At 63.5% G+C, this 22,737-nt stretch carries 20 protein-coding genes; 12 read left to right on the forward strand and 8 right to left on the reverse strand.

Annotated features, from left to right (window positions below):
* Positions 1–4 precede the first annotated feature (4 nt).
* From alaS to NITMOv2_RS11510, 6 genes are all read right to left on the reverse strand, one after another.
* Positions 5–2,638, reverse strand: a complete 2,634-nt coding sequence (gene alaS, locus NITMOv2_RS11485; RefSeq protein ID WP_053379994.1) for an alanine--tRNA ligase — start codon at positions 2,636–2,638, stop codon at positions 5–7.
* Between the two features lie 12 nt (positions 2,639–2,650).
* A complete protein-coding gene (locus NITMOv2_RS11490; protein ID WP_145976285.1) occupies positions 2,651–3,130 on the reverse strand; it encodes a regulatory protein RecX in 480 nt (159 codons plus the stop codon).
* A 12-nt stretch (positions 3,131–3,142) separates the two neighbouring features.
* Positions 3,143–4,216: a recombinase RecA gene (recA, locus tag NITMOv2_RS11495; protein ID WP_053379996.1), complete on the reverse strand. Its 1,074-nt coding sequence runs from the start codon at positions 4,214–4,216 to the stop codon at positions 3,143–3,145.
* A gap of 105 nt (positions 4,217–4,321) precedes the next feature.
* The gene (locus tag NITMOv2_RS11500; RefSeq protein WP_053379997.1) at positions 4,322–4,651 is read right to left on the reverse strand and encodes a hypothetical protein; all 330 of its coding nucleotides are present in this window, start codon (positions 4,649–4,651) and stop codon (positions 4,322–4,324) included.
* Positions 4,652–4,654: 3 nt separating this feature from the next.
* Positions 4,655–5,002, reverse strand: coding sequence for a DUF5674 family protein (locus tag NITMOv2_RS11505; protein ID WP_274519462.1), 348 nt, complete (start codon positions 5,000–5,002; stop codon positions 4,655–4,657).
* 108 nt (positions 5,003–5,110) lie between these two features.
* On the reverse strand, positions 5,111–5,518 hold the full coding sequence (locus NITMOv2_RS11510; protein ID WP_145976286.1) for a hypothetical protein: 408 nt from the start codon (positions 5,516–5,518) through the stop codon (positions 5,111–5,113).
* A 98-nt stretch (positions 5,519–5,616) separates the two neighbouring features.
* On the opposite strand from NITMOv2_RS11510, the gene NITMOv2_RS11515 reads away from it, so the two are divergent.
* From NITMOv2_RS11515 to NITMOv2_RS11525, 3 genes are all read left to right on the forward strand, one after another.
* Entirely contained in the window at positions 5,617–5,913 is a 297-nt protein-coding gene (locus NITMOv2_RS11515; RefSeq protein WP_145976287.1) for a hypothetical protein, read from the forward strand.
* Between the two features lie 158 nt (positions 5,914–6,071).
* Positions 6,072–8,321, forward strand: a complete 2,250-nt coding sequence (locus NITMOv2_RS11520; RefSeq protein WP_053380001.1) for an alpha,alpha-trehalose-phosphate synthase (UDP-forming) — start codon at positions 6,072–6,074, stop codon at positions 8,319–8,321.
* The gene (locus NITMOv2_RS11525) at positions 8,318–9,136 is read left to right on the forward strand and encodes a trehalose-phosphatase (protein WP_053380002.1); all 819 of its coding nucleotides are present in this window, start codon (positions 8,318–8,320) and stop codon (positions 9,134–9,136) included. The genes NITMOv2_RS11520 and NITMOv2_RS11525 overlap by 4 nt, the downstream gene beginning before the upstream one ends.
* Positions 9,137–9,237: 101 nt before the next feature.
* Here NITMOv2_RS11525 and NITMOv2_RS11530 read toward each other — a convergent pair whose 3' ends face one another.
* The gene (locus tag NITMOv2_RS11530) at positions 9,238–9,459 is read right to left on the reverse strand and encodes a hypothetical protein (RefSeq protein WP_053380003.1); all 222 of its coding nucleotides are present in this window, start codon (positions 9,457–9,459) and stop codon (positions 9,238–9,240) included.
* 180 nt (positions 9,460–9,639) lie between these two features.
* Between NITMOv2_RS11530 and NITMOv2_RS11535 the strand changes: the two genes are divergently transcribed.
* The 9 genes from NITMOv2_RS11535 (at position 9,640) to NITMOv2_RS11575 (ending at position 21,544) form a co-directional block, all read left to right on the forward strand.
* On the forward strand, positions 9,640–10,506 hold the full coding sequence (locus NITMOv2_RS11535; RefSeq protein WP_053380004.1) for a hypothetical protein: 867 nt from the start codon (positions 9,640–9,642) through the stop codon (positions 10,504–10,506).
* A complete protein-coding gene (locus tag NITMOv2_RS11540) occupies positions 10,503–11,795 on the forward strand; it encodes a hypothetical protein (RefSeq protein WP_053380005.1) in 1,293 nt (430 codons plus the stop codon). Before NITMOv2_RS11535 ends, NITMOv2_RS11540 begins: the two co-directional genes overlap by 4 nt.
* A gap of 545 nt (positions 11,796–12,340) precedes the next feature.
* Positions 12,341–12,565 carry a hypothetical protein gene (locus NITMOv2_RS11545; RefSeq protein WP_053380006.1) on the forward strand — a complete coding sequence of 75 codons (225 nt, stop codon included), beginning with the start codon at positions 12,341–12,343 and terminating at the stop codon, positions 12,563–12,565.
* Positions 12,566–12,618: 53 nt separating this feature from the next.
* Entirely contained in the window at positions 12,619–12,924 is a 306-nt protein-coding gene (locus NITMOv2_RS11550) for a PG0541 family transporter-associated protein (protein ID WP_145976288.1), read from the forward strand.
* A gap of 64 nt (positions 12,925–12,988) precedes the next feature.
* Positions 12,989–16,216 carry an efflux RND transporter permease subunit gene (locus NITMOv2_RS11555; protein ID WP_053380008.1) on the forward strand — a complete coding sequence of 1,076 codons (3,228 nt, stop codon included), beginning with the start codon at positions 12,989–12,991 and terminating at the stop codon, positions 16,214–16,216.
* Positions 16,217–16,265: 49 nt separating this feature from the next.
* Positions 16,266–17,420, forward strand: a complete 1,155-nt coding sequence (locus NITMOv2_RS11560) for an efflux RND transporter periplasmic adaptor subunit (RefSeq protein WP_053380009.1) — start codon at positions 16,266–16,268, stop codon at positions 17,418–17,420.
* Positions 17,421–17,559: 139 nt separating this feature from the next.
* Positions 17,560–19,146: a sensor histidine kinase gene (locus NITMOv2_RS11565; protein ID WP_053380010.1), complete on the forward strand. Its 1,587-nt coding sequence runs from the start codon at positions 17,560–17,562 to the stop codon at positions 19,144–19,146.
* A 3-nt stretch (positions 19,147–19,149) separates the two neighbouring features.
* The gene (locus tag NITMOv2_RS11570; RefSeq protein WP_053380011.1) at positions 19,150–20,526 is read left to right on the forward strand and encodes a sigma-54-dependent transcriptional regulator; all 1,377 of its coding nucleotides are present in this window, start codon (positions 19,150–19,152) and stop codon (positions 20,524–20,526) included.
* A gap of 166 nt (positions 20,527–20,692) precedes the next feature.
* Positions 20,693–21,544 (forward strand): hypothetical protein, encoded by an 852-nt coding sequence (locus NITMOv2_RS11575; protein WP_053380012.1) that lies wholly within the window; start codon positions 20,693–20,695, stop codon positions 21,542–21,544.
* Positions 21,545–22,035: 491 nt separating this feature from the next.
* Here NITMOv2_RS11575 and NITMOv2_RS11580 read toward each other — a convergent pair whose 3' ends face one another.
* Positions 22,036–22,728: a hypothetical protein gene (locus NITMOv2_RS11580; protein WP_145976289.1), complete on the reverse strand. Its 693-nt coding sequence runs from the start codon at positions 22,726–22,728 to the stop codon at positions 22,036–22,038.
* Positions 22,729–22,737 lie beyond the last annotated feature (9 nt).

Consider the following 22,737-nt stretch of genomic DNA (forward strand, 5'->3'; position numbering starts at 1 on the left):
GAGTTTACCGCTGGAGTGACGTTTCGACCAGACCAAAAATCTTTTCAAGCGCCGCATCGAGCTTGGAAGGATCTTTGCCCCCGGCTTGCGCCATTTCTGGACGTCCGCCGCCGGTGCCGCCCACTTCGGCCGCCATGACTTTGACCAGGTCGCCGGCTTTCACCTTCGCGGCCAGATCCTTCGTGACGACGACGAGCAGGACGACTTTGCCGTCGTCGGTCGCGGCGCCGAGCGCCACCACCCCGCTCTTGAGTTTGTCGCGCAACTGATCGGCCAGCGCGCGCATGGCAGTGACGTCCAGCCCGTCCGTGCGCTGCACGTGCACCGGGACGCCCGCGATCGTTTTCGCGGTCGACGTGACCGCAGACCCGCTCGCCATCTTGAGCTTCAGCTCTTCCAGCTCCCGCTCCTTCTCCTTGAGCTGCGCCATGACCTTGCGGGTCTTGTTGATGACCTCGGACGGCCCGACTTTCAGCAACTCGGACAGCTCGCGGACCTCCGCTTCCAGCTTTTTCATCATCGCCAGCGCGCCGCTCCCCGTCTGCGCTTCGATGCGCCGGACGCCGGCCGCCACGCCGGTCTCGGACACGATGCGGAACAAGCCGATCTCGCCGGTGTGCCGGCAGTGCGTCCCGCCGCACAGTTCCTTGCTGAACGAATCGACCGTCACGACGCGCACCTGATCGCCATACTTGTCGCCGAAGAACGCGAGCGCGCCGTTCGCCACGGCATCCTGCAGGCTCATGACTTCCGCGCGCACCTGCTCGTTCCTGCGAATCTCTTCATTGACCGTCGCCTCGATATCGTCGATGTCGCGGGAGGACAGCGGGCGGAAATGCGCGAAGTCGAACCGCAGCCGGTTCGGCGCCACCAGCGACCCATATTGTTTGACGTGGGGGCCGAGCAGGTCGCGCAGAGCCGCATGGACGAGATGGGTCGCCGTATGGTTGCGCGCCGCGTCCTGCCTGGTCACGCTGTTGACCGTCAGATGCAGTTGTTCGCCTTCCCGGATCCGGCCCTTGCTCACGACGCCCTTGTGTAGGATCAGCGTCGGCGCCGGCCTGATGGTTTCCTTGATCTCGACTCGTCCCTCCGGGCCGACCAGCACGCCTTGATCGCCGACTTGGCCGCCGCCCTCGGCGTAGAACGGCGTGACGTCCAGGGCCAGCTCGACGGCATCGCCCTCCACCGCTTCCTTGACCATCCGCTCGCCTTTGAGGATGGCCTGCAGGACGCTGTCCGCTTCCAGACGGTCATAGCCCACGAACTTCGTGGCGCCGAGCCGTCCCGCCAAGTCCGCCACCGCGGGGCGGGCCGTTTCCTGCTCGAATCCGCCGGTCTTCCTGGCGCGAGTGCGCTGCTCCTCGATCGCCCGTTCGAATCCCGCTTCATCGACCGTCATCCCCTGCTCCCGGCAGGCTTCCTGGATCAGATCCATCGGGAAGCCGTAGGTATCGTAGAGCTTGAAGACCTCGGTGCCCGGCAGGATCGTTCGGCCGGCCGACTTGGTTTTCGCCATGAGGTCGGTGAGAATCGGCAAGCCTTGATCGAGCGTGGCGATGAACCGCTCTTCTTCGCCGCGCGTCGCTTCCGAAACGGTGCCGGCCGCCGCGCGCAGCTCGGAATAGGCGCTTGCCATCACCTCGACCACGACGCCGCTCAGCTCGTAGAGGAACGGCTCAGTGATCCCGAGCAGCCGTCCATGCCGGGCGGCGCGGCGCAGGATGCGCCGCAGCACGTACCCGCGGCCTTCGTTCGAGGGCAAGACGCCGTCCGCCATCAAAAAGGTGATCGCGCGCAAGTGGTCGGCGATGACGCGCATGGAGCGGTCGCCGCTCGCGTGCGCGCCGTAGCCGGTGCCGGCGCGTTTCGCGATGGCGGCCAAGATGGGAGTAAAGAGATCGCTGTCGTAATTGCTGTAAACCCCCTGTGCGACGGCCGCCAGCCGTTCCAATCCCATGCCGGTGTCGATGCTGGGCTTGGGCAGCGGATTCAACCGGCCGGAGGCGTCGCGGTTGAACTGCATGAACACGAGGTTCCAAATCTCGATGACGCGGTCGCCTTCTCCGTTGGGTGTGTCGTCGCCGGGCACGGACGGTCCCTGATCGAAATGGATTTCCGAGCAGGGGCCGCAAGGACCCGTATCGGCCATCTGCCAAAAGTTGTCCTTCTCGCCGCACCGGACGATGCGCGACGGGGACACGCCGATTTTCTTCCAGAGCCGGTCGGCTTCGTCGTCTTCCCGAAAGATCGTGACCCACATGCGGTCCTTGGCGAGCCCCACCGTCTCTGTCAGAAATTCCCAGCCGAAGCGGATCGCGTCTTCCTTGAAATAGTCGCCGAATGAAAAATTGCCCAGCATCTCGAAGAAGGTGTGGTGCCGGCGCGTGTAGCCGACGTTTTCGAGATCGTTGTGCTTGCCGCCGGCGCGGAGACATTTCTGGACGCTCACGGCGCGTGTATAGGGCCGCGTCTCTTCACCCAGAAAGACCCGTTTGAATTGATTCATGCCGGCATTGGTGAACAGCAGCGTCGGATCGGCCTGTGGAATCAACGGCGAGCTCGGAACGGCCTGATGCCCCTGCTGCTCGAAATACCGGATAAAGGCTTGGCGAAGCTCGTGCGCGCTATTCTTCATATGTCCTGTCTTTCATTCAGGTTCATCGCGGAGCTTTATTATACGGGCGATCGTCTCCTCCTCGAAACCCCACTGACGTAGGAGGCGCACGGCCTGGGCCGGCTTGTAGCGACGTCCCTTCCGCTGCTTGGTCTTCAGCGCCCGGCGCGCCAGATCTTCCTCGTCGGCCGCCTGTACGACCCGATCCGTCACTTCGTCCGCAAGCGATTCTGCAACGCCGCGGGCCCGCAGCTCGGCCTTCAGTCTGGCCCGCCCCATCGGGTGGCGGGCCAAGCGGCGCTCGATCCACCGTTCGGCGTAGGCGTGATCGTCAAGGTACCGGAGACCGGACAAGCGGCGGATGACGTGTTGGGCTTGGGTGGGCGAAGCCCCTCGATGAAGGAGAAACTGCTCGACCTGGGCGACCGTGCGGTCCCACCGGGCCAGATAGCGCACCGCCAGATCCATCCACTGATCCGGTGAAAGAGCGGCGGTCCGGCGGCGGGGGCTCACGGAAGGGAGCGCCTACTTGTGCGCCCGCTTGTCTTCCCGCTGCGGCGCCGGCTTCTCATCCTTCGCCTCGGCTTTTTTGTCGCCGCGCGCCGGCACGCCGGCCAGCTCCCGCAGCTTCGCTTCGATGTCGCGCGCCGTGGCGGGATTGTTCTTCAAGAAGTCGCGGGCCGCCTCCCGCCCCTGCCCGATCCGCTCTCCTTTATAGGAGTACCAGGCGCCCGACTTCTCGATCACCCGCTTGTCGACGCCCAAGTCCACCAGCTCACCGGTCTTCGAGATGCCTTCGGCGAACATGATGTCGAACTCCGCCTGCTTGAAGGGCGGCGCCATTTTGTTTTTCACGACCTTGACGCGAACCCGACTGCCCATCACGTCCTGGCCTTCTTTGATGGATTCGATGCGCCGGATGTCGAGGCGGACCGAGGAATAGAATTTGAGCGCGTTGCCGCCCGTGGTCGTCTCGGGATTACCGAACATCACGCCGAGCTTCATGCGGATCTGATTGATGAAGATGACCGTCGTGAGCGATTTGGAAATGGCCCCGGTCAGCTTGCGCAGGGCCTGCGACATAAGCCGCGCCTGCAAGCCCATGTGGGCGTCGCCCATCTCGCCCTCGATTTCCGCGCGCGGCGTCAGCGCGGCGACGGAATCCACGACGATCAAATCGATCGCCCCGCTGCGCACCAGCGTCTCGGCGATTTCCAGGGCCTGTTCGCCTGTATCCGGCTGCGAGACCAGCAGATCGTCGGCCTGCACGCCTAATTTGCGCGCATAGGTGAGGTCGAGCGCATGCTCCGCGTCGATGAAGGCCGCGACGCCGCCCGTCTTCTGCACTTCGGCGATACAATGGAGCGTCAACGTGGTCTTGCCCGACGCTTCAGGGCCAAAAATCTCGATGACCCGACCGCGGGGGAGGCCGCCGACGCCCAGCGCAATGTCGAGCCCCAGCGAACCGGTGGAAATCGCCGGGACGTCCGCCGGTTTCTCGTCGGCCCCCAGCTTCATGATCGCGCCCTTCCCGTACTGCTTCTCGATCTGGGACAGGGCCAAATCCAACGCGCGCTTCTTGTCGTCTTTCTCCGCCATGGGATCTCCTACCTCGATTAGGGATGGAATTTGGGCGGGGGGATTATAGCGAAGCGAGCTAGGGAAACCTAGCCTAATTTGAGGAGGTCGTCCAAACCGGCCGGCTCAGCGCCCCGCTCGCGCGGCGACGGCGAAGGGGAAAAAGTACCGCTCCAGACCGGCGAAATCGCTGTGATACTCTTTCCCGCCGAACATGGCGTCGCACAACAGCTCGCGCGCACGCGTCAACTCTTTCCGGCGGCCCTTCCACCGCGGATCGCCGATGGTGAGATCAAGGAGTTCCAGCGCCCGCACGAAGGCCTTCTCGCACTGCTGCGCGTCCTTGGCCTGCCAGCGATGGGCGCGCCCGACCTCACTGCCCACATTCGCGAGTTGCTCAACCAGCGACATCGTATACCAGCGGCCTGCCGCAAGGCCGGCATGGTGATGGGTCATGATCTAACTCGTCACCAATCTATTCACCACCGCGATCACGGCTTCTCTGATCGAAGGACTTTCGACGCAGCGTGACCGGTTCCCGCTGGACGGCCGCACAGTGATCATCGAATCGAATTCGATCCACGTCTCATCGGATTGATCAGGATAGAGGTTGATGCCCCACAAATGACGTTGGTGGGAGCCTTGGTCCAAGAGCACGGCTTCCTCGTCCGCGTGGAGATCCCCGCCGAGCGCCATCACTCCGCGTTCCACGTCAACGACCGCTTTGACCATATCGCCGAACTGACGCTCGGCCATTGCGTGCAGATCGGCTCTCGAGATCCCGGGGTCGACTACGGTGATAGGCATGGCGATAGTGGGACCGTACCCGTGTGCACGCGAAGGCCACCATAGCCCAAGAAGCCTCTGTGTTGTCAATGGAGCCGGGGAGCTTGCGGGCGACCAGGCGGGCGGCGCCTATAGCGTCTCACCTGGTTTGGGGTGATCCTCGGAAGAATGTTTGCGGGGATGTTTGAAGCGGAAATGAAAGTCGTGCCAGCCCGACTCGGGTGAATGAGAGAACCAGCCTTCGGCCTTCACGTGCTCGTCCGATTTGGACTTGCCCTTGGGATAGAGTTTCAACTCGAGACGCCCGCGCCGATCGCCTTTCGATTCTGAATCAGGCAGGGCGCCATCGATTTGGACGTGATCCTCGAGAATATCCATCGCCCGATTCAACAGCGACCGGAGCATATGGGTGCTGAGGGATTCGCGAAAGGGCTGATCGGGGTCGAACGCCGGCGCTTCGGCGGCGGCCGGACGCGCGTTGAAGACCAGAACAGAGAACAGCGCCGTGAAGACGGCGACGATCATGACCCGTGTCATGGCGTGATGGTATCCGACGAAAATCCGAGGGTCAAGGGCGGGCCGACGAGCGATGGTGAATCTTGCTCTAGCCTACCCGGCGGAGTATGATCGCGACTATGAACTCCCCTAGTTGGACCCGACGAGCGAGGGCTGGCGGCGCCGTGGTGATGGTGCTGCTCTGTCTCTGTGTGATGGTGCAGATGCTGGGCGTGCCGGCCACCCTCCTCAGTCCGGATGGCCCGTCCGACCTCCTGGGCGCCTCCGTCCTTGAAGGGTTTGCGCTTCTTCCGCCCGTCATCGACCTCGCTCCGTCGAGCGAAGCCGAAACAGCCTCCGACACCCAATATGTCCCGCTTCGTCCGCTTCTGATCACCGTTCCGTTTCATCCTCCGGTCCTTTCGATCTTCGGCTGATCCCGCGCCCCGGCCGCAACTCGGGACGAACACGAACGAGACATTCCGTTCACTCGATGTCGCGGCACGCGGGCGATGCGGCGTCGCGCCCGATTCCTCTGCCGACTTCTCCCGGATCGCCGCGGAGCAAGGGGAGCGGAGCTTCCGTGAGGTGATCTATGCGCTTGTCCCTTCGGTTCATTCTCCCGCTGGCACTCGTGCTGGCCGGGTTGGCGTACGCCGTGATCCCGCTCGTCGATACCCTGACGCTGAAGTGGTTTGTCCGCGATCTGGAAATCCGTTCCCGCCTGATCGCCAATACGATCGAAGGCCCGCTGGCCGACCTGTTGTCGACCGAATCGAAAGCGAAGCTCGTGCAGTACTTTCATCGGCTCACCCAAGACGAACGGCTCTTTGCGATCGGATTCTGCGACCGGGACAACAAGCTCCTGTACAAAACGCAAACCTACCCGGATTCCATTCCCTGCAGCGGCACCGCGACGGTCAAACCCGACCGAACGACAGTCCTCCAACTGCCGCAGGGAGCCGTCCACGTGTCGGCCGTCGAGATGCAAGCGGACGGGCGCGCGCTCGGGCGCTTGATGCTCGTGCACGACATGAGCTGGGTCCAGCGCCGCAGCAGCGACACCAAGTGGTACCTGTTCTACCTGTTCGCCGTCATCGGCGCGGTCATCTCGCTGGTCACCGTCATGGTGGCCCACTTGAGTTGGAAGGGCTGGGTCAGCGGCGTCCAGTCGATGTTGCGCGGGGAAGGTCTCTTGAGCCTGCTCGGCAATCACCGGCACGCCCCGGAGCTCCAGCCCGTCGCCAAAGACCTCCGGGCGCTGATCCATCAGCTCGAATCCGAAAAGCGCCTGCGGGACGAAAGTCAGATGACCTGGACGCCGCTGGCGCTGAAGAGGATCCTGCACGACTACCTGGCCGGCGACGAAATCATCATTCTCTCCAATCGCGAGCCCTACATTCACAATTGGAAGGAAGACCGGGTGGAAGTCCAAGTCCCGGCCAGCGGCCTCGTGACGGCGCTGGAGCCCATCATGCGGGCCTGCTCCGGCGTCTGGATCGCCCATGGGAGCGGATCGGCCGACCGTGACACCGTGGACGCGCGCGGCCATGTCCGCGTGCCGCCGGAGCGCCCGGCCTACGCCATCCGGCGCATTTGGATGAAGGCCGAAGAAGAAACCGGCTATTACTACGGCTTCGCCAACGAAGGGCTCTGGCCGCTCTGCCATCTCGCCCACGTACGCCCGGTCTTCCGGTCGCAGGATTGGCGGCACTACAAGGAGATCAACGAGCGGTTCGCGATGGCCGTCATCGAAGAGGCCAAGACGGACAACCCGGTCGTGCTGGTCCAGGATTATCACCTGGCGCTCGCGCCGAAGATCATCCGCGACCATCTGGCCAACGCCACCATCATCACCTTCTGGCACATTCCCTGGCCGAACTCCGAACGGTATGCGATTTGCCCCTGGCATCGTGAGATCCTGGAAGGGCTCTTGGGCAGCAGCATTTTGGGGTTTCACACCCGCTTCCATTGCAGCAACTTCATCGACAGCGTGGACCGCCTGCTCGAATCCCGCATCGACCGGGACACGTCGACCATTTCACACGGCGGCAAGCTGACGGCGGTGCACCACTACCCGATTTCCATCGAGTGGCCGAGCGGCCCCCTGCGCGCCCACCCCTCGGTGCCGGACTGCCGGACACAGATCCGTACCTTGCACCGACTCAAACCGGAGCATCGCATCGCCCTCGGGGTGGAGCGGCTGGACTACACGAAGGGCATTCTCGAACGGTTCCTGGCTGTCGAACGGCTCTTGGAGCTGCAACCGGAATGGATCGGCCGCTTCACGTTCATCCAGATCGCCGCGCCGAGCCGCTCGATCATCGAGCAATACCGGCGGTTCTCGGAGGAGGTCCGGGCCCTCGCCGATCGGATCAATGCGCGGTTCGGCTACACGGGCTATCAGCCGATCGTGCTCCTCGTCGAGCATCACAGTCCCGCCGATCTCATGACGTACTACCGCGGCGCGGATTGCTGCTTCGTCAGCAGCCTGCATGACGGCATGAATCTGGTGGCGAAGGAATTCGTGGCGGCGCGCGACGACGACCAGGGCGTGCTGATTTTGAGCCAATTCACCGGCGCCGCCTGCGAGTTGCCGGAAGCGCTCATCGTCAATCCTTACCACATCGACCAGTGCGCCGCCGCCCTGCACCTGGCGCTGACGATGCCGGCCGTGGAGCAGCGTGCGCGGATGCGGAGCATGCGCGGCGTCGTGCAGGAGTTCAACGTCTATCGCTGGGCCGGTCGCATGCTGATGGACGCGGCGCGCATGCGGCAGCGCGCCCGCCTGATCCGAGAAGTCGGAGAACCAGACATGCGGGTGATCACCGGAGGCAGCGCATGATCCGGCACCACGCGCTCTCGCCGGAAGGGCGGCGCAAGCTGCGCAGCCTGGTGACGCAACCCATCCTCTACGGCTTCGATTTCGACGGCACGCTGGCCGCCCTCTCGCCGGACCGCGGAGGGGTGCGCCTTTCCCACTCCGTGCATGAATGGTTGACGGAACTGAGGAAACGGGCGCCTTGCGCCGTCATTTCCGGCCGCTCGTTGAGCGATCTCAGCCCCAGGATCAACGGAGCCGTTCGGCACGTGGTCGGCAACCATGGTCTCGAAAGTCCTCTCACCACGCCGGCCGATCTCCGCCTGGCTGAGGACGCCTGTGTCGCCTGGAAGCGCGCGTTGACCGGGGACGCCGGCCCGGCTCTGGCCCATCATGGCGTGGAACTCGAAGACAAGCGCTACACCCTCACCCTGCATTATCGCGGCGCCACGAAGCCGACAGAAGTCCGGCTGGCGCTCACGGTCCTGTTGAACAGCCTGACGCCCAGGCCCCGGCTGACGTTCGGCCATGCCTGCGTCAATGCGCTGCCGGCCGCGCATGGAGGCAAGGGGGCGGCGGCATTCACGCTCATGAGACGCCTCGGCCTCACCGGCTTGTTCTATATCGGTGATGACGGAGCGGACGAGGAAGTCTTCGCGCTGCCCAGAGGCGTGATCATGGGCATCCGCGTCGGCCATGTCGCCGAGTCGCAGGCGGAGTTCTATGTGGACCATCAAGGCGAAGTCGAAGACGTCATCCGGTTTCTGGTCCATCGGATGGACCGCACGCCGGAGGCGGCCGATATCGAGCAATCGAAGAGGGCGCAGCAGACGGGTTGACAGCGGAGGACGGAGCAGGGCGTGGGCACCGGGGGCGTCGAAACCAGTTATCTGATCGTGGGTGAGGGGCGCGGCGGTCCGCCGCGCCCCTCTGGACCGGCTTACTTCCCGCCTTTGTCCTTGTGCTCGTCCTTCTTGTCGTCGCTGAACACGACGTGCCCGCCCTTGTCCTTCTTCTCGTCCTTCTTGTCATCGCTCATCTGCGCCACGACATGGCCGCCCTTCTTCTCTTCCTTCTTGTCCTCGTCCGCCATTGCGACCGTCGCCATCGCGCCGGCGCCGACGAATGCCGCCAATGCCACCATCATGCTGAACCGTTTCATGAGAGCCTCCATGAAAAATATGAAAGGGAACCGATTACCGCCGATCGTGCCCCATGCACGACCGTCCTCTGGCTTGTATCAGGAGAGGCCCCTACGAACAATGGACAAATTTGCCCTCCCCTCCGCCTCATTTGTCCAATGCGCTGCGGGGCGTTTAGGGGCACAATGATCCACGCGCGCATGATCGGCACATTGCCTAAAGCCCCGAGCACGTCTGAACAATCCGTGGCCGTGACCCGGCTGGATCGCGTCGTGACGACGGCCGAGGAATTCGATCGCGTGGTGGCGCAGGCCCTGCCGGAGCTCCTCGATCGGGCGACGAGCTATACGAAACGATTTCTTCGGGAAACCGGTCAATGGAGCGACGACGTCGCGCATGAAAAGTTCGTGCTGCGCTGGGGGGCGGAGTATCTGGAACGGTTCCTCGTCTGCGGCCGGAGCGAAGTGCCGTGCCGGCCCCTGTTCCTCTTGGACTCGCTGGTCGCCAAGCAACACAGCCAGCCGGAGCCGTTTTGCTACCATCCGGACCTGCTCACGCCGCTCGGCCGGCTGATCGACGGCCTGCTCGCCCGTGCGGCCGTCAGCCGCGACGCGCTCATCGCCCTGTACCATCACTGTTATGGACTGGGGCCCGGACAGGTCATTGCGCTGTTGGGCATGACGGGCCCGGAAAGTCAGCGCATCTACAAGAACTTCCAACGGTGGCGGGATTCCGGTTGGCAACGGACGATGGACGACCTCGGCCTCACGGCCGACGACATCGCCGAATTTCAGCGCCAGCAGGCGCATCACCGCCATCGTTTCAATCATGACGCCGAGCGCCTGATTCGCTTTGCGCAAACGCACTATCGCAAGAGCGAACCGGATCATTACCCCTGTTTGTCCGATGTAGAATGGCGCGACATGTTCGCGCAGGGGTACGGCACGGACTATCGCGTCTGGCACCTGGCGCTCTGTGTGGATTGTCTGCACGCCGCGTGGGACATCGGCGATGCCCGCGTCGCCACAATTGAGAAACCCCGGGTGGATGTTCGGATTCACCCATGAACGGAGGGTTCAACGCCATGGATCAGAACAACCTCTCGGACTATCGCTCGCATGTGCTGAAGAACGTCGAGACGGCAATCCGCCGCCCCGGACGCCGCGCCACGCATCCGCTTCACCTCTTCATCAACGAACAACGGGTCGGAGAATTGGACGGGACCGGACGCGCCGCCACGTTGCATGTGCAGCATGCCACCCGCATCCATACCGTTCAGATCCGCTCGGAGGACGGCATCTTGCTGGGAGGACTGTGCGCGCCGGAGCACGGATTTAAGACCGCCCATATTGCGCTGGGACGTGAGGCCATCGATCTCGACGTCCGCACCCATGCGGAGGGCGGCACGGTCAACGCCGTCTTCTCGCCGGCCGCGCCGCTCTGGGATAGAGTGCGCGGCTTTCTGGGCCGACGGGATCAGGATCGAGCCTGGCAGCCCGCGCCCGCGTACCTACCGGGCATGAGGACGATGGCGTTTACCCAAGCCCTGGTCGCCCTGGTGTTGGTCGGCGTGGCGACAGATCGGTGGACGGGATGGACCACCGCCGACCGGACGCCGCCCTCCCTCACGCCGGCGCAGGCTCCCTGGGTCGCGCCGCTCGCCGAAGTGGAGAAACTGGAGCACCGGCTGACCGATCTCATGCAGATGCAGGCCAAAGCGATCGACACGATGCAGACCCAGCAGCAAAACATGACGCAGTTGCAACGAACCATCGCCAAGCTGTCGGCGGCGCAGGAAAGCGTCGCGAGCGGCGTCGTGACCGTGCAGCGCGAAATCGAGAAACGGGACAAGGGGGTGGGCCGCGAGGTCGACCGCATGTCCCGCCTGTTGATCAGCCGGGCGCAAAACGCCCAGGAGGAACTGCAGGCGGAGATCCACAGTCTCACCATCGCCAACGACCGCCTCAGCAAGGAACGGCTCGATTTGGAGCGCAGCAATCAGGAGCTGAAGCAGCGGTTGAAAGCCGCCGGCATCGACGTCTCGAAAGTCACTCCGTCGAAGGCCGGCAGCGAGGACCTCGCCCAGCGCAAGGATGAGCCGCCGACCACGCAGATCGCCGAGGGCCGCCGGCCGCAGGGGGCGCAACCGCTGTTGTTCTGGGTGACGTTTCAGGAGGGTACGAGCGAAGACAGCATCGAGCGCCTGGTGCGCGAGGTGCAGGGCCGCAAGGGCACCGTGACGGACGGATGGCAAGCCGTGGAAATCGTCCATCCCGTCGAATCTCCGGACCGCTTTCTCGATAAGATCCGGCAGGCCAAAATCGTGAAGGCGGTGCGAACCGTCGAAGCTCGGTGAAGTGCTCCGATTCGGTTCCCGGTCCGGGCCGGCGACCGAGAACCGGCGCAACGTCCGACGCACCGGCCGCCGCAGACTCAGGCGAGGCGGCCCCGCGCCGGGTTTCCGGATCGTCTGGGCCGCACGAGAATCAACTGGGGCTCCAGTTCGAGACGGTCGATCCCGGACAGTCCTTCCGCAGCACCGGTTGGTGGGGTCGGCTCTGGACGCGTCTCTGCTGTCTGCGGTGGAAGTGCCCTCCCGCAGGCACACCAGCCGATGCGGCGACGGATGACGCAGTAAGCCGTTGACGGAGGAGCCGCTCTTCCGCGCATCATCGAAACGATCTCCGCACTCTTTCGCACATCGCTGGCTGGTCCTGAAGCTACGACATATCAAAGACTTCAGATTTCAGAGACAGGCATCTCGCTTGCGTAGTATCGGGTCGACTATGGCTCCTTGCCTGCCCCCAGCCATTCGGCGATGGCGATCCCGAATCAGGTCGGCCATGCTGTCATCCAGAGCCTCCGCGGGTATGCAGGGGTGCAGGCGGTGAGGACACCGGCATGCGCGAGAAGGAGCCGAAAGCACTGAAGGATCTGAAACAGATCGCGCTCGATCTGCGGACCTTCCTCCGCAAGCGTCCCGCGTTGGCGGAAAGTGAACAGTTGGCGATAGAAAATTGCCTGCTCATGCTCCAAATCGAATACGCCCGGTGGCGCAAGGAGACCCTTGAAAAGCCGCGAAGGGATCGCGCCACGAACGAGGACACACACAGTCCTCCGTGCTAGCCTCTGATGTCCGCCCGTTCTCGTACATCCTTCCATCGCCGCCAGGTACGCCCATGAAGATGCTGTTGGTCATTTTTCGGCAGTCGCTGGACGAGGATATTGGAGAATTGTTGCAGGAGCTCAATTTGAAAGCGTTCACCGAAGCGCCAAAAGTGCTCGGAATCGGCGAAGCGGGACGGGCCGCAGATACCCTCCAACAGCCGGGTTTCAACTCACTCATTCTCTCCGCGCTGGAAGACGAGCAGGCCCGGGACGTCATCGAGAGGCTCACCGTCTTTCGCGACGCCCTATCGCGCAAGCAGCATGGAGCCAAGATCCCCTTGCGCGTGTTCGTGCTTCCCTGCGAGCAGGTCATATGACATCCGAGGCCGCCAATGGCCTGTTTCTCTTGCATCGCCGGCGAGTTTTGGGAGAATCGAGTCGATGATCCAGAGCGCGCTCAAGAATCCCTATGCGGTCGTGGCGATCAGCGTCATCGTGGTGATTCTGGGGGTCGTCTCCTTCCAGAACATGGTGGTGGATGTCTTCCCGGAAATCAATTTGCCCGTGGTCGCCGTCGCGACGTTTTACAAAGGCATGGGGCCGTCCGAAATCGAGGGGGCCATCACCTTGCGCCTGGAACAGCTGTTCCTCCAAGCATCCTACGTCGAGCATATCGAGTCGAAATCGCTGCCGGGGGTGAGCCTCATCAAGGTCTATTTCCAATCCTCTTATAACGTCAACGACGCCATGGCGGAGATCACGAGCTTGACGTATTCCGCCCTGCGCTACCTGCCGCAGGGCGTCTTTCCGCCGATCATCATCAAGTTCGGAGCGGCCAGCCTGCCGATCGGCACGCTCACCGTCGACAGCGAGAGCCGCACGGAAAAGGAGGTGCGCGATCTCGCCTACTTCACCGTACGCCCGCAGCTCGGGAGCGTTCCGGGCATCTTCGTCGCGCCCAGCTTCGGCGGGACGGTCCGTCAGATCACCGTGTTTCTCGACCAGGAGCGCATGCTCGCACGCGGCCTCTCCATCAACGAAGTCGTGAGCGCGGTGAATGCGCAAAGCCTCCTGCTGCCGGCCGGAAACGTCAAAATCGGCGGCTTCGATTACAACGTCTATACCAACAGCATGATCAAGCTCGTCGAAGACATGAATCAGATCCCCATCAAAGTGGTGAACGGCGTGCCGGTCACCTTGGCGGAGGTGGGACGGGCGGTCGATTCCACCATGGTCCAGTCGAACATCGTGCGCATCAACGGCAACCGTTCCGTCTACTTGCCGATCCTCAAGCAGGCCGGGGCCAACACGCTGCAGGTGATCGACGGAGTCAAAGAGGCGCTGCCGAAATTGCTCGGCCTCCCCAAGGATCTCTCCGTCAAGCTGATCTTCGACCAATCGCTGTACGTGCGCCAGGCGATCAAGACGCTCGAACATGAGGGCTTGCTGGGCGGAGGGCTGGCCTGCCTGATGATTCTGGTGTTTCTCGGCAGTGTCCGCTACACCATCGTCATCGCGCTCGCGATTCCGATCTCAGTGCTCGCGGCGTTCGTCCTGCTCTACTTCACCGGACAGACGGTCAATCTGATGACCCTCGGCGGGCTGGCGCTGGTCATCGGCACGCTGCTCGACGACAACATCGTGGTTCTCGAGAATGTTCACCGGCATCTGGGGTTGGGGAAAACGCTGCACCAAGCGGCCGGCGACGGTGTGCGAGAAGTGGCGCTGCCCATGCTGGTCGCGATGATCAGCACCCTGATCGTCTACTTGCCGATCGTCTTTTTTACCGGGATCGTCAAGTTCCTGTTCATTCCGCTCGCGTTGGCCGTCGCCTATGCCATGATCGCGGCCTATCTCGCCTCGATGACCGTCGCCCCCGTGGCGATCGTCGCGCTGACGCCCCAATCCGCCGCCCATGCGCACCATTCGGGATCCGACGCGCGCCTGTTCGACCGCCTCTTCGCCCGATTCACAGACCGGTACGAGCGGCTCTTGCGGTGGTGTCTGCGCCATAAGATATTCGTCATGCTCGCGGTCGCCGGCATCTTCACGGGCTCCATGCTGCTCGCGCCCCGGTTGGCGACCGAATTCTTTCCGAAAGTCGATGCGGGCCAATTCATCCTCAATGTCGCCGCCCCGGAGGGCACGCGCGTCGAAAACACGGAGGCCCTCGTCGCGCAGATCGAAGACATCCTGCGTCAGGAAATCCGGGCCGGGGACCTGGATCAGATCGTCGCCAACATCGGCCTGCCCCAAGGATGGATGGTGATGTTCACGCCCGTCAACGGACCGCACCAAGCTTTCGTGATGGTCAGCTTGGCGGCCGGCCACCGGGAACGGACGGACGTGATCATCGACCGGCTGCGGAAACGGTTCCTGGAGCAATGGCCGGGACTGAAGTTTTCGTTCCAGACCGGCGGCATCGTCAGCGACGTCATCAATTTCGGCCTGCCCGCTCCGATCGACATCAAAGTCAGCGGGCCCAACCTCAAGACCGTCGCCGACGCGGCCGCGCGCATCAAAGAGGTGGCGGCCCGGGTGCCGGGCACCACCGACGTGCAGGTCAAGCAGGGCATGGAGTATCCCGAGCTGCGGCTGGAGGTCGATCGGGAAAAAGCGTCGTACATGGGCCTCAACCAGCGCCAGATCGTGACGGACTTCACCACCGGTTTGAGCTCCAATCTCCAGTTGAGCCCCGGCTACTGGATCGATCCCAAGTCCAATAACGCCTACTTCGTCGTCGCGCAGTATCCGGAACAGTCCTTGGTCACGTTCGAAGACTTTCTCAACACCCCGCTCGTAGGCACGAATGCCGATCGCGGCCTGACGGCCAATGCCGTCACGACGCTCAACCGGGGCAGTACGATGGCGCTGCAGCAAGCCCCCTTCTCCCAGCAGCCGGCGCGTCCGCAGGGCGGATCGGCGTCCGCCACGCCGATCCTGCTGCGCGAGCTGGTGGACGTCAAACGCCAGACCGGGCCGGAGGTCATCGACCACTACAATCTCCAGCGCACCGTGGATGTGCTGACCAACGTGGCCGGCAACGATCTGGGGCGCATCGCCGGGCGCATCGAATCGGCCCTCGCCGGCGTGCACCTCCCGGAGGACGTGAAGCTGCTGATGAAGGGCGAAGTGGACGGCATGCGGGCCGCGCTGAAAGGGTTTGCGGGCGTGCTGCCGCTGGCCATGGTGTTGATCTATCTCGTCATGGTCGGGCTGTTCCGCTCGTACCTCGATCCCCTCGTCATCATGTTTGCCGTGCCGCTGGGGTTCATCGGCGTGATCGCGATGTTGTTGCTCACCAATACCTCGGTGAACGTGCAGTCCCTCATCGGGACGCTGATGATGATCGGCGTCGTCGTCTCGAACAGCGTGCTGCTGGTCGATTTCGCCAATCGCCGCATGCTGGACGGCTTATCGGCCGAGGAGGCCGTCGTCGAAGCCGGTCGGCTGCGCATTCGCCCCATCATCATGACGTCGCTGGCGACGATCCTTGGCCTCACGCCGATGGCGCTCGGACTGGGAGAAGGCAGCGAGGCCAACATGCCGTTGGCCCGCGCCGTCATCGGAGGGCTCCTGGTGTCCACCGTGATGACGCTGTTTTTCATTCCGGTCCTGCACGCCGGCACGCGGCGGGGGCGACATATGGCTCCAGAGGAGGCCGCGTGACGGACCCGCGGCCATTCCTCGTCAGGCCATCGGAAGGAGGCGCACCGCTATGAAGATCATCGGTCTAACCGGAATCGGGGCAATCGGCATGGGCCTCCTGGCCTTCGTCCTCACGAGAGAACCGGACACGGAGGCCACGACGAATCATCCGGACCGCCTCCCCCACTCCACCGAGAACGCGACGGTCGTGGGTGAGCCGCACGCGGTGCAGGTCGTCAAGCCGCAACGGCGGGACATCGCAGAAACGCTGAGCCTGCCGGCCAATATTTCGCCCTGGGCGCAGGCGACACTCTACGCCAAAGTGTCGGGCTATTTGACGGCCATGAAAGCGGACAAGGGAGACCGGGTTACGAAGGGTCAACTGTTGGCGGTCATTGATGCGCCGGAAATCAAGGAGCAGTACGAACAGGCTGAGGCGCAGTATGAGATCAAGCGCGTGACGGCGCGGCGTCTTTCCAACGTCTGGAAGGAGAACGCCGACGTCATCGCCAAGCAGGATGTCGACGTGGCCGAAGCCGAAGCCAAGGCGGCCAAGCACCTGGCGGACACCCGCCGCACCATGCTCGGCTATACCAAAGTGTATGCGCCGTTTTCCGGCGTCATCACGGCGCGCTTTGCCGACCCCGGAGCGCTCATCCAATCCGCCATCAACTCGGCCACTCAAACGGCGCCGCTCTATACCATCATGGATTTGGACAGGGTGCGGGTGTATGCCAGCGTCCCGCAGGAAGCGGCGGCGTACGCCAAACCCGGCACTCCGGTGGTGTTGCATCTGAAGGATGCGCCGGACAAGGACGTCCGCGCCGCCGTCACCCGCACGACCGCCTCGATCGATCCCGCCACCCGAACGTTGCTCGTCGAGATCGATCTGCCGAACCAGGAGGACCGCTTCCAGCCGGGGATGTTCGTCAATGTCAAGATTTTCCTTCAGCACCACCCGAATGCGTTGACCCTTCCCGGTTCCGCCGTCGTGCCGGCCGCCGCCGGGCAGGGGGCCTCCGTCCTGGTGGTCGAGAACCAGGCGGTCCGCCGGGTGCCGATTAAGACGGGGCTGGACGACGGAGTCGCGGTGGAGATCGTCGAAGGCTTGACCGGCCGTGAAGACGTTGTCGTGGTCGGCAAAGCGGGCCTGGCGGACGGCACTCCCGTCAAAGCCGCGCCGTACAACTTCCCGGTCGGGACGCCGTCCAAGCAAAAGTACTGAGGGATCTGCTCTTCCCGCGCGGCCCTGGACGCCGCCGAAACCCGGCCGGCCTGTCGAGGACTTCACCCGCCCATTCCTCTTGCCGCCCCGCCCGAGGTAGGATGGTGCCTTCCATCAGTCCGGATTCAATGGTTGACCGATGAACAGGCTCAGATTGTTCAATGCCATTGTCGTATCCATGCTTATGGCCGGGATCGTTCTGGTGGCGCTGGCCCTGGCCACGGTCCACACGCTGAATCGGCGCGTCATCGAAGCCGCCGCCGCTCGGAACCGCCAGGCGGAATTCCTGCTCGCCGCCTCGGCCGTCAGCCGCAGCATCACTCGGCGCGAGGATCTGCACAATAGCCGGCGCATGAAACCGCTCCTGGCGGATATTCAGCACCTGCGGCCCGGCATTCGGGCGCTTGAGCTCATGGAGTTTGCATCGGGGACCGCAAAGTCCGTGATACGGACGGGGCACGGCGGCCCGGACCGGGAGCTGTCCGCCGGCGACATTCGACAGCTCCTCGCCAACAAGGTGTTGTCGGACTTCGAGGGAGCGGGCACGGACAGGCTCTGGGTGTTCACCGTCCCGATCGAGGCGGATGGGACGGTCGTGGGCGCGCTGCGCGGCCGTTTTTCCGTGTCGAAATACGACCAATTGATCGAGGCCCAGGAACAAGTCGCCAAGCAGGTCGCCGTCGCCGCCGTGGTCGTGACCTCGTTGACCATGCTCCTGCTCGTGCGCATTCAACTGCACCGGCCCATCGCCCGGCTGCTCGGCACGATGGAGCAGGTTCGATCCGGGCGCATCGAGCTGGAAGCGCCGATGAGCGGACCGCTGGAAATTCGCCGTCTGGCGGACAACTTCAATCAAATGATGGCGCAGCTGCGCGCCGCCATGAGCGAGAAGGAAACGCTGATGAAGGAAGTACAAGGGTGGAACGAGCATCTGGAAAAGCGGGTGGCTCAAGCCGTCCTCGAGCTGGACAGAGAAAAGGACAACGTCGCGGCCGCGCAGCTGGCGGCCCAACGGAACAGCAATCTAGCCGCGCTCGGAGAGATGTCGGCCATCATGGCCCATGAGCTCGGCAATCCGCTGAACGCCATGTATGGCCGCCTGCAGCTCATGAAGAGCTCGGCGCTGCCCGATGAAAGCGTACGCCACCTGGACGTCATCAAGGCGCAGGTCGCGCGCATGAGCGACGTAATCCAGCATATCCTCAAGTCGACGCGCGTCGACGGCCGGCCGGCTGCCGTGGATCTGAACGAGGTGGTCGGCGAGGCGGCGGCGCTGCTCCAGGCGCCGGACGTCCGGATGATCGCCTCCCTCGCGCCGGAACTCCCGCCCATTGCGGCGAACAAGACCTCCCTCCACGGACTGATCCTGAATCTGATCACGAACGCGGCGCAGGCGATGGGCTATCGCGGGGAGCTGCGGCTCACGACGGAGATGGCCGAGACGGAGGAGCGCGAGGCCCACGTGCTCGTGAAATCGGCGTCCCCGACCACTCCCATGGTACGATTGCGCGTTCAGGATTCGGGAGTCGGCATTCCCGACCACGCGATGGATAAGCTCTGCGAGCCGTTCTTTACGACGCGCCATGACGAGGGGGGAACCGGCCTCGGCCTGGCCGTCTGCCGGCGTGTGGTGGCCTCCGCGGGAGGGCGGCTCTTGGTGACCAGCGCGCCGGGCAAAGGCTCGACCTTCATCGTGGATCTTCCGGTCTGGACGGACGAACGGTAATCCATGACCCAGACGCCCGTGTCCATTCTCCTTGTCGACGACGATCGGGACAACCGTGACCTGCTCGCGGAAGCCTTGAGCAAGGCGGGCTACCGGCCGACGACGGCGATCAGCGGAGAAGAAGCCTGTGAAAAGGCGGCGGCGCAGGATTTCGGGCTCATCGTGTCCGACATCCAGATGGGGGCGATGTCGGGCCTCGAGCTGCTCAAGTGGTTTCGGAAGCAGTTTCCCGACACGCCGGTCGTGCTGCTCACCGCGTTCGGTTCGCTGGACACCGCCATTCACGCCATGAAGCACGGCGCATTCGACTATCTCACGAAGCCCATCAATCTGGAGGAGTTGCTGGTCGTCGTCGAGCGAGCGGCGGAACACGGGCGATTGGTCCGGGAGAACAAGAGGCTCAAGTCCGCCTTCGACCGCCGCGTGCGCGCCGGCTCGATCGTCGCGCAGAGCCGGGCGATGGTGGAGATTTTCAAGCTGATCGGGAAGGCGGCCCACACCCGGGCTTCGGTGTTGATCTACGGCGAGACCGGGACCGGGAAAGAGTTGATCGCCCGCGCCTTGCACGACAACAGCGGGCGGGCTGAAGGTCCGTTCGTCGCGATCAATTGCGCCGGCATCCCAGACACCCTACTGGAAAGCGAGCTCTTCGGACATGTCAGGGGCGCCTTCACGGGCGCCGAGCAGCCGCGGCGCGGCCTGCTGGAGGAATCGAGCGGCGGCACGGTATTCCTCGACGAGATCGGCGATCTGACGCCCGCCGGACAAGCCAAACTCCTCCGCGTGCTTCAAGAGGGCGAAATCAGACGGGTCGGCAGCAATACCACCATCCCGTTGGATCTGCGGGTCATCTCGGCGTCCCGTCGCAGCCTGGAAGGCATGGTCAAGGAGGGCGCCTTTCGCGAGGATCTCCTGTACCGGTTAAAGACGATCACCATCGAAGTTCCCCCGCTACGGGAACGCAAGGAAGACATCCCCTTGTTGACGGAACTGTTCCTCACCCGGTACGGCAAGGATAAGGACATCCGCGCGCTGACCGACGGGGCCTTGGCCCGACTCCGGCAGTATGACTGGCCGGGCAACGTCCGTGAGCTGGAGCATGTGATCGAACGAACCACGGCCTTGGCGAACAGCCCGATCATTTCTGAAAACGATCTACCGGACGCGCTGCGGTCTCTCGGCGCCGAGGAAGGTGCCGGGCGCGAGGACGGCTCGTTGGCCGCGGCCAGAAGAAAGGCCGCCGCCATCAGCCGAGAGCAGGTTGTCGCAGCGCTGGCACAGACTTCGGGCAACAAGAACCACACGGCGGAAACGCTCGGAATCAGCCGGTGGGCTTTGAACCGCTTATTGGAAAAATACGGCATAGAAAAGCCGGACTAGCCGAACGCAGCCGCCACGCCAGCCGTTGAGCCGCTCTTCCGCCCCGCTTCGCACCGTGCGAAGCAACCCTCCGCACATAGGTTTTCCTTACGGGGCCTTCTTTTGAGCCGTCTTCGCCCACGCCGCAGTGGTACAGGATTTGCTCGTGCAGTGCGGGCAGGTATCTGTGGGAAATCCGGACCTCTATCGGGTGGTGTCGAACGGCTCGGAGTTGGAAGAGTATGGGGCCACGCTCTTACCGCAACTCCTGGAGCGCGCCATCATTCATACCAGACAGTTCTTCCGTACCACGGGACATTGGGAAAACGACGTCGCCCATGCCAAGCTGGCGCAGCGGTGGGGATACGAATTGGTGGAGCGCTTCCTGGAAAGGGCGCGGCAGGAAGTTCCGTGCCGCCCGGTTCACCTCCTCGACAGCTTCCTCTTCAAACATTACAGCCAACCGCATTCCTGTTCGCTTCAGGAACACCTTGGGTCTCCGCTCGGCCGATTCCTCGATCGACTGCTGTCGCGCGCCGTGCACAGCCGGGATGCCATGACCGCCCTCTTCTACCATCTCTACGGAATGGGGCAGATTCACGTCTCAAAAATCCTGGCATTGGGTCCGGCGGAGAGCCAGCGCGTCTACAAAAACTACATGCGATGGCGCACCAACGGCTGGTCCGTAATGATCGAAGAAGAGGGGCTCAAGGAAGAGGACCTGGAGGACATCGCCGAGCAACAGCGGCGCCATCCCGCGCGCTTCGAACAAGACGCCGCGCAGCTCCTGCACAGATTGCAGACGCACTACAGAAAAAGCGAACCGCCGCACTATCCCTGTCTGTCCCGCGCCGAGTGGCACACGCTGTATGACGGCGACTCCGGCCGCGATTATCGGGACTGGCATTTGTCCTTCTGCCGGCCGTGCCTCAAAGAAGTATGGGATCTGCGCCGGCCCGTCCTCGACGGCGGACCCGGCCCCCGGTTGAATCTGCATGTGCGCCCATTGGACAAAGCCGCCGTCCCTGAATGCGAGTAAGCCGACGACCAATGCCCTCTCGCACGCCCGGCGCTTCGCCCCGTACGACAGGCTCACGGCTCATCGCCGCGGTCCTCGTCTGCGTCGCGACACAGCTCGTCTCCGCATGTTCCGAGCAGGACGCCGTCAAGACGCCCACGCGGCTTCAGGGCCAGGCCACCATGGTGACAGCGGACCTAGTTGTCGTGGAGGCATCCGACGGCACAAGCACGTTGTTCTCCCTCAACAAAGGGACCGTGGTGGTGGATCCCCTGCTGAAACCCGGAGATCAAGTGGAGGTGGTCCTGTCTTCCACAGATCAGGCTGCAACGATCCGGAAACGAGCGCCCGAGCGCGGAGAACGGGGCCACATCCCTGAAACCACACTGCCCGTCAGCATGTCTACCTCACCGTGTCGGCTCCGAGGCGTCCGCCGCCGCGTTCGTACGAGCACGCCGTTCGCATGCAGCTGTTCCAGCACCATCGTAGTCGGTGGGGCCAAGGTCCGGAGTCTACGGCGCCTCCGGCAAGTCCGTCGTCCTGAAGGTGAAGAAAAAGAACACCGTATACTGATTGTGGTAGGTGCTTCCCGTAACCCACGGCGTCGACCGGACGAAACGACCGGTGGACATCTCGAATAGTTCCAGATGCAACCGCACGTGGGCGAGCTGGTCCTGTTCCGCGTAGAGCGTCAACTGGGGCAGCGCAAAGGGAATGATGACGCTTTGGATGGCCGGGATGCCGAAAAACGTCTTTCCTTGATTGGTGCCCATGGCGTGGACCATCACGCGGACGAGATACGTCGCCTCCTCACCCCGCCTGCGCACACGATACCCGAGTTCGCCCAATCGGCCTGCCATCGCATCACGGACGAACCCCAGATCCCAGGAAGGACTGTCAATCACGCCGAATGACTCGTCCTGGTCGTCCAGATGCAGATGCGCGCGGTCCGTCTGCAATCCGCTCACTTCCACTCGAACCGACTCGCCTTCGGGCAACGGCACCGCGAGGTTCTCCAAAGCCCGCTCGACCGCGTGACTCAGGAGCAACTGCTCGATGGCGCTGCGCGGCGTCCTGGATACCTCCTGCGTGAGCGCACAGCCGGCGAGAAGCATAAGCGCCAGGCTGCTGACCCACCGGCCGGGCAAGCCCTCACAGGCTTGCCGCCGTGCGGGGAAACAGCCCTTTGCCCCATCAATCGCCACATAGCTCCT

Source organism: Nitrospira moscoviensis (genome assembly GCF_001273775.1).
Classification (GTDB): Bacteria; Nitrospirota; Nitrospiria; order Nitrospirales; family Nitrospiraceae; genus Nitrospira_D; species Nitrospira_D moscoviensis.

Coding starts and splice junctions, on each gene's coding strand:
- NITMOv2_RS11570 (WP_053380011.1), top strand. CDS start 19,150: ATGACCCAGACGCCCGTGTCCATTCTCCTTGTCGACGACGATCGGGAC.
- NITMOv2_RS11510 (WP_145976286.1), bottom strand. CDS start 5,518: ATGACACGGGTCATGATCGTCGCCGTCTTCACGGCGCTGTTCTCTGTT.
- recA (WP_053379996.1), bottom strand. CDS start 4,216: ATGGCGGAGAAAGACGACAAGAAGCGCGCGTTGGATTTGGCCCTGTCC.
- NITMOv2_RS11560 (WP_053380009.1), top strand. CDS start 16,266: ATGAAGATCATCGGTCTAACCGGAATCGGGGCAATCGGCATGGGCCTC.
- NITMOv2_RS11525 (WP_053380002.1), top strand. CDS start 8,318: ATGATCCGGCACCACGCGCTCTCGCCGGAAGGGCGGCGCAAGCTGCGC.
- NITMOv2_RS11515 (WP_145976287.1), top strand. CDS start 5,617: ATGAACTCCCCTAGTTGGACCCGACGAGCGAGGGCTGGCGGCGCCGTG.
- NITMOv2_RS11530 (WP_053380003.1), bottom strand. CDS start 9,459: ATGAAACGGTTCAGCATGATGGTGGCATTGGCGGCATTCGTCGGCGCC.
- NITMOv2_RS11555 (WP_053380008.1), top strand. CDS start 12,989: ATGATCCAGAGCGCGCTCAAGAATCCCTATGCGGTCGTGGCGATCAGC.
- NITMOv2_RS11545 (WP_053380006.1), top strand. CDS start 12,341: ATGCGCGAGAAGGAGCCGAAAGCACTGAAGGATCTGAAACAGATCGCG.
- NITMOv2_RS11540 (WP_053380005.1), top strand. CDS start 10,503: ATGAACGGAGGGTTCAACGCCATGGATCAGAACAACCTCTCGGACTAT.
- NITMOv2_RS11505 (WP_274519462.1), bottom strand. CDS start 5,002: ATGCCTATCACCGTAGTCGACCCCGGGATCTCGAGAGCCGATCTGCAC.
- NITMOv2_RS11520 (WP_053380001.1), top strand. CDS start 6,072: ATGCGCTTGTCCCTTCGGTTCATTCTCCCGCTGGCACTCGTGCTGGCC.
- NITMOv2_RS11565 (WP_053380010.1), top strand. CDS start 17,560: ATGAACAGGCTCAGATTGTTCAATGCCATTGTCGTATCCATGCTTATG.
- alaS (WP_053379994.1), bottom strand. CDS start 2,638: ATGAAGAATAGCGCGCACGAGCTTCGCCAAGCCTTTATCCGGTATTTC.
- NITMOv2_RS11535 (WP_053380004.1), top strand. CDS start 9,640: ATGATCGGCACATTGCCTAAAGCCCCGAGCACGTCTGAACAATCCGTG.
- NITMOv2_RS11550 (WP_145976288.1), top strand. CDS start 12,619: ATGAAGATGCTGTTGGTCATTTTTCGGCAGTCGCTGGACGAGGATATT.
- NITMOv2_RS11500 (WP_053379997.1), bottom strand. CDS start 4,651: ATGACCCATCACCATGCCGGCCTTGCGGCAGGCCGCTGGTATACGATG.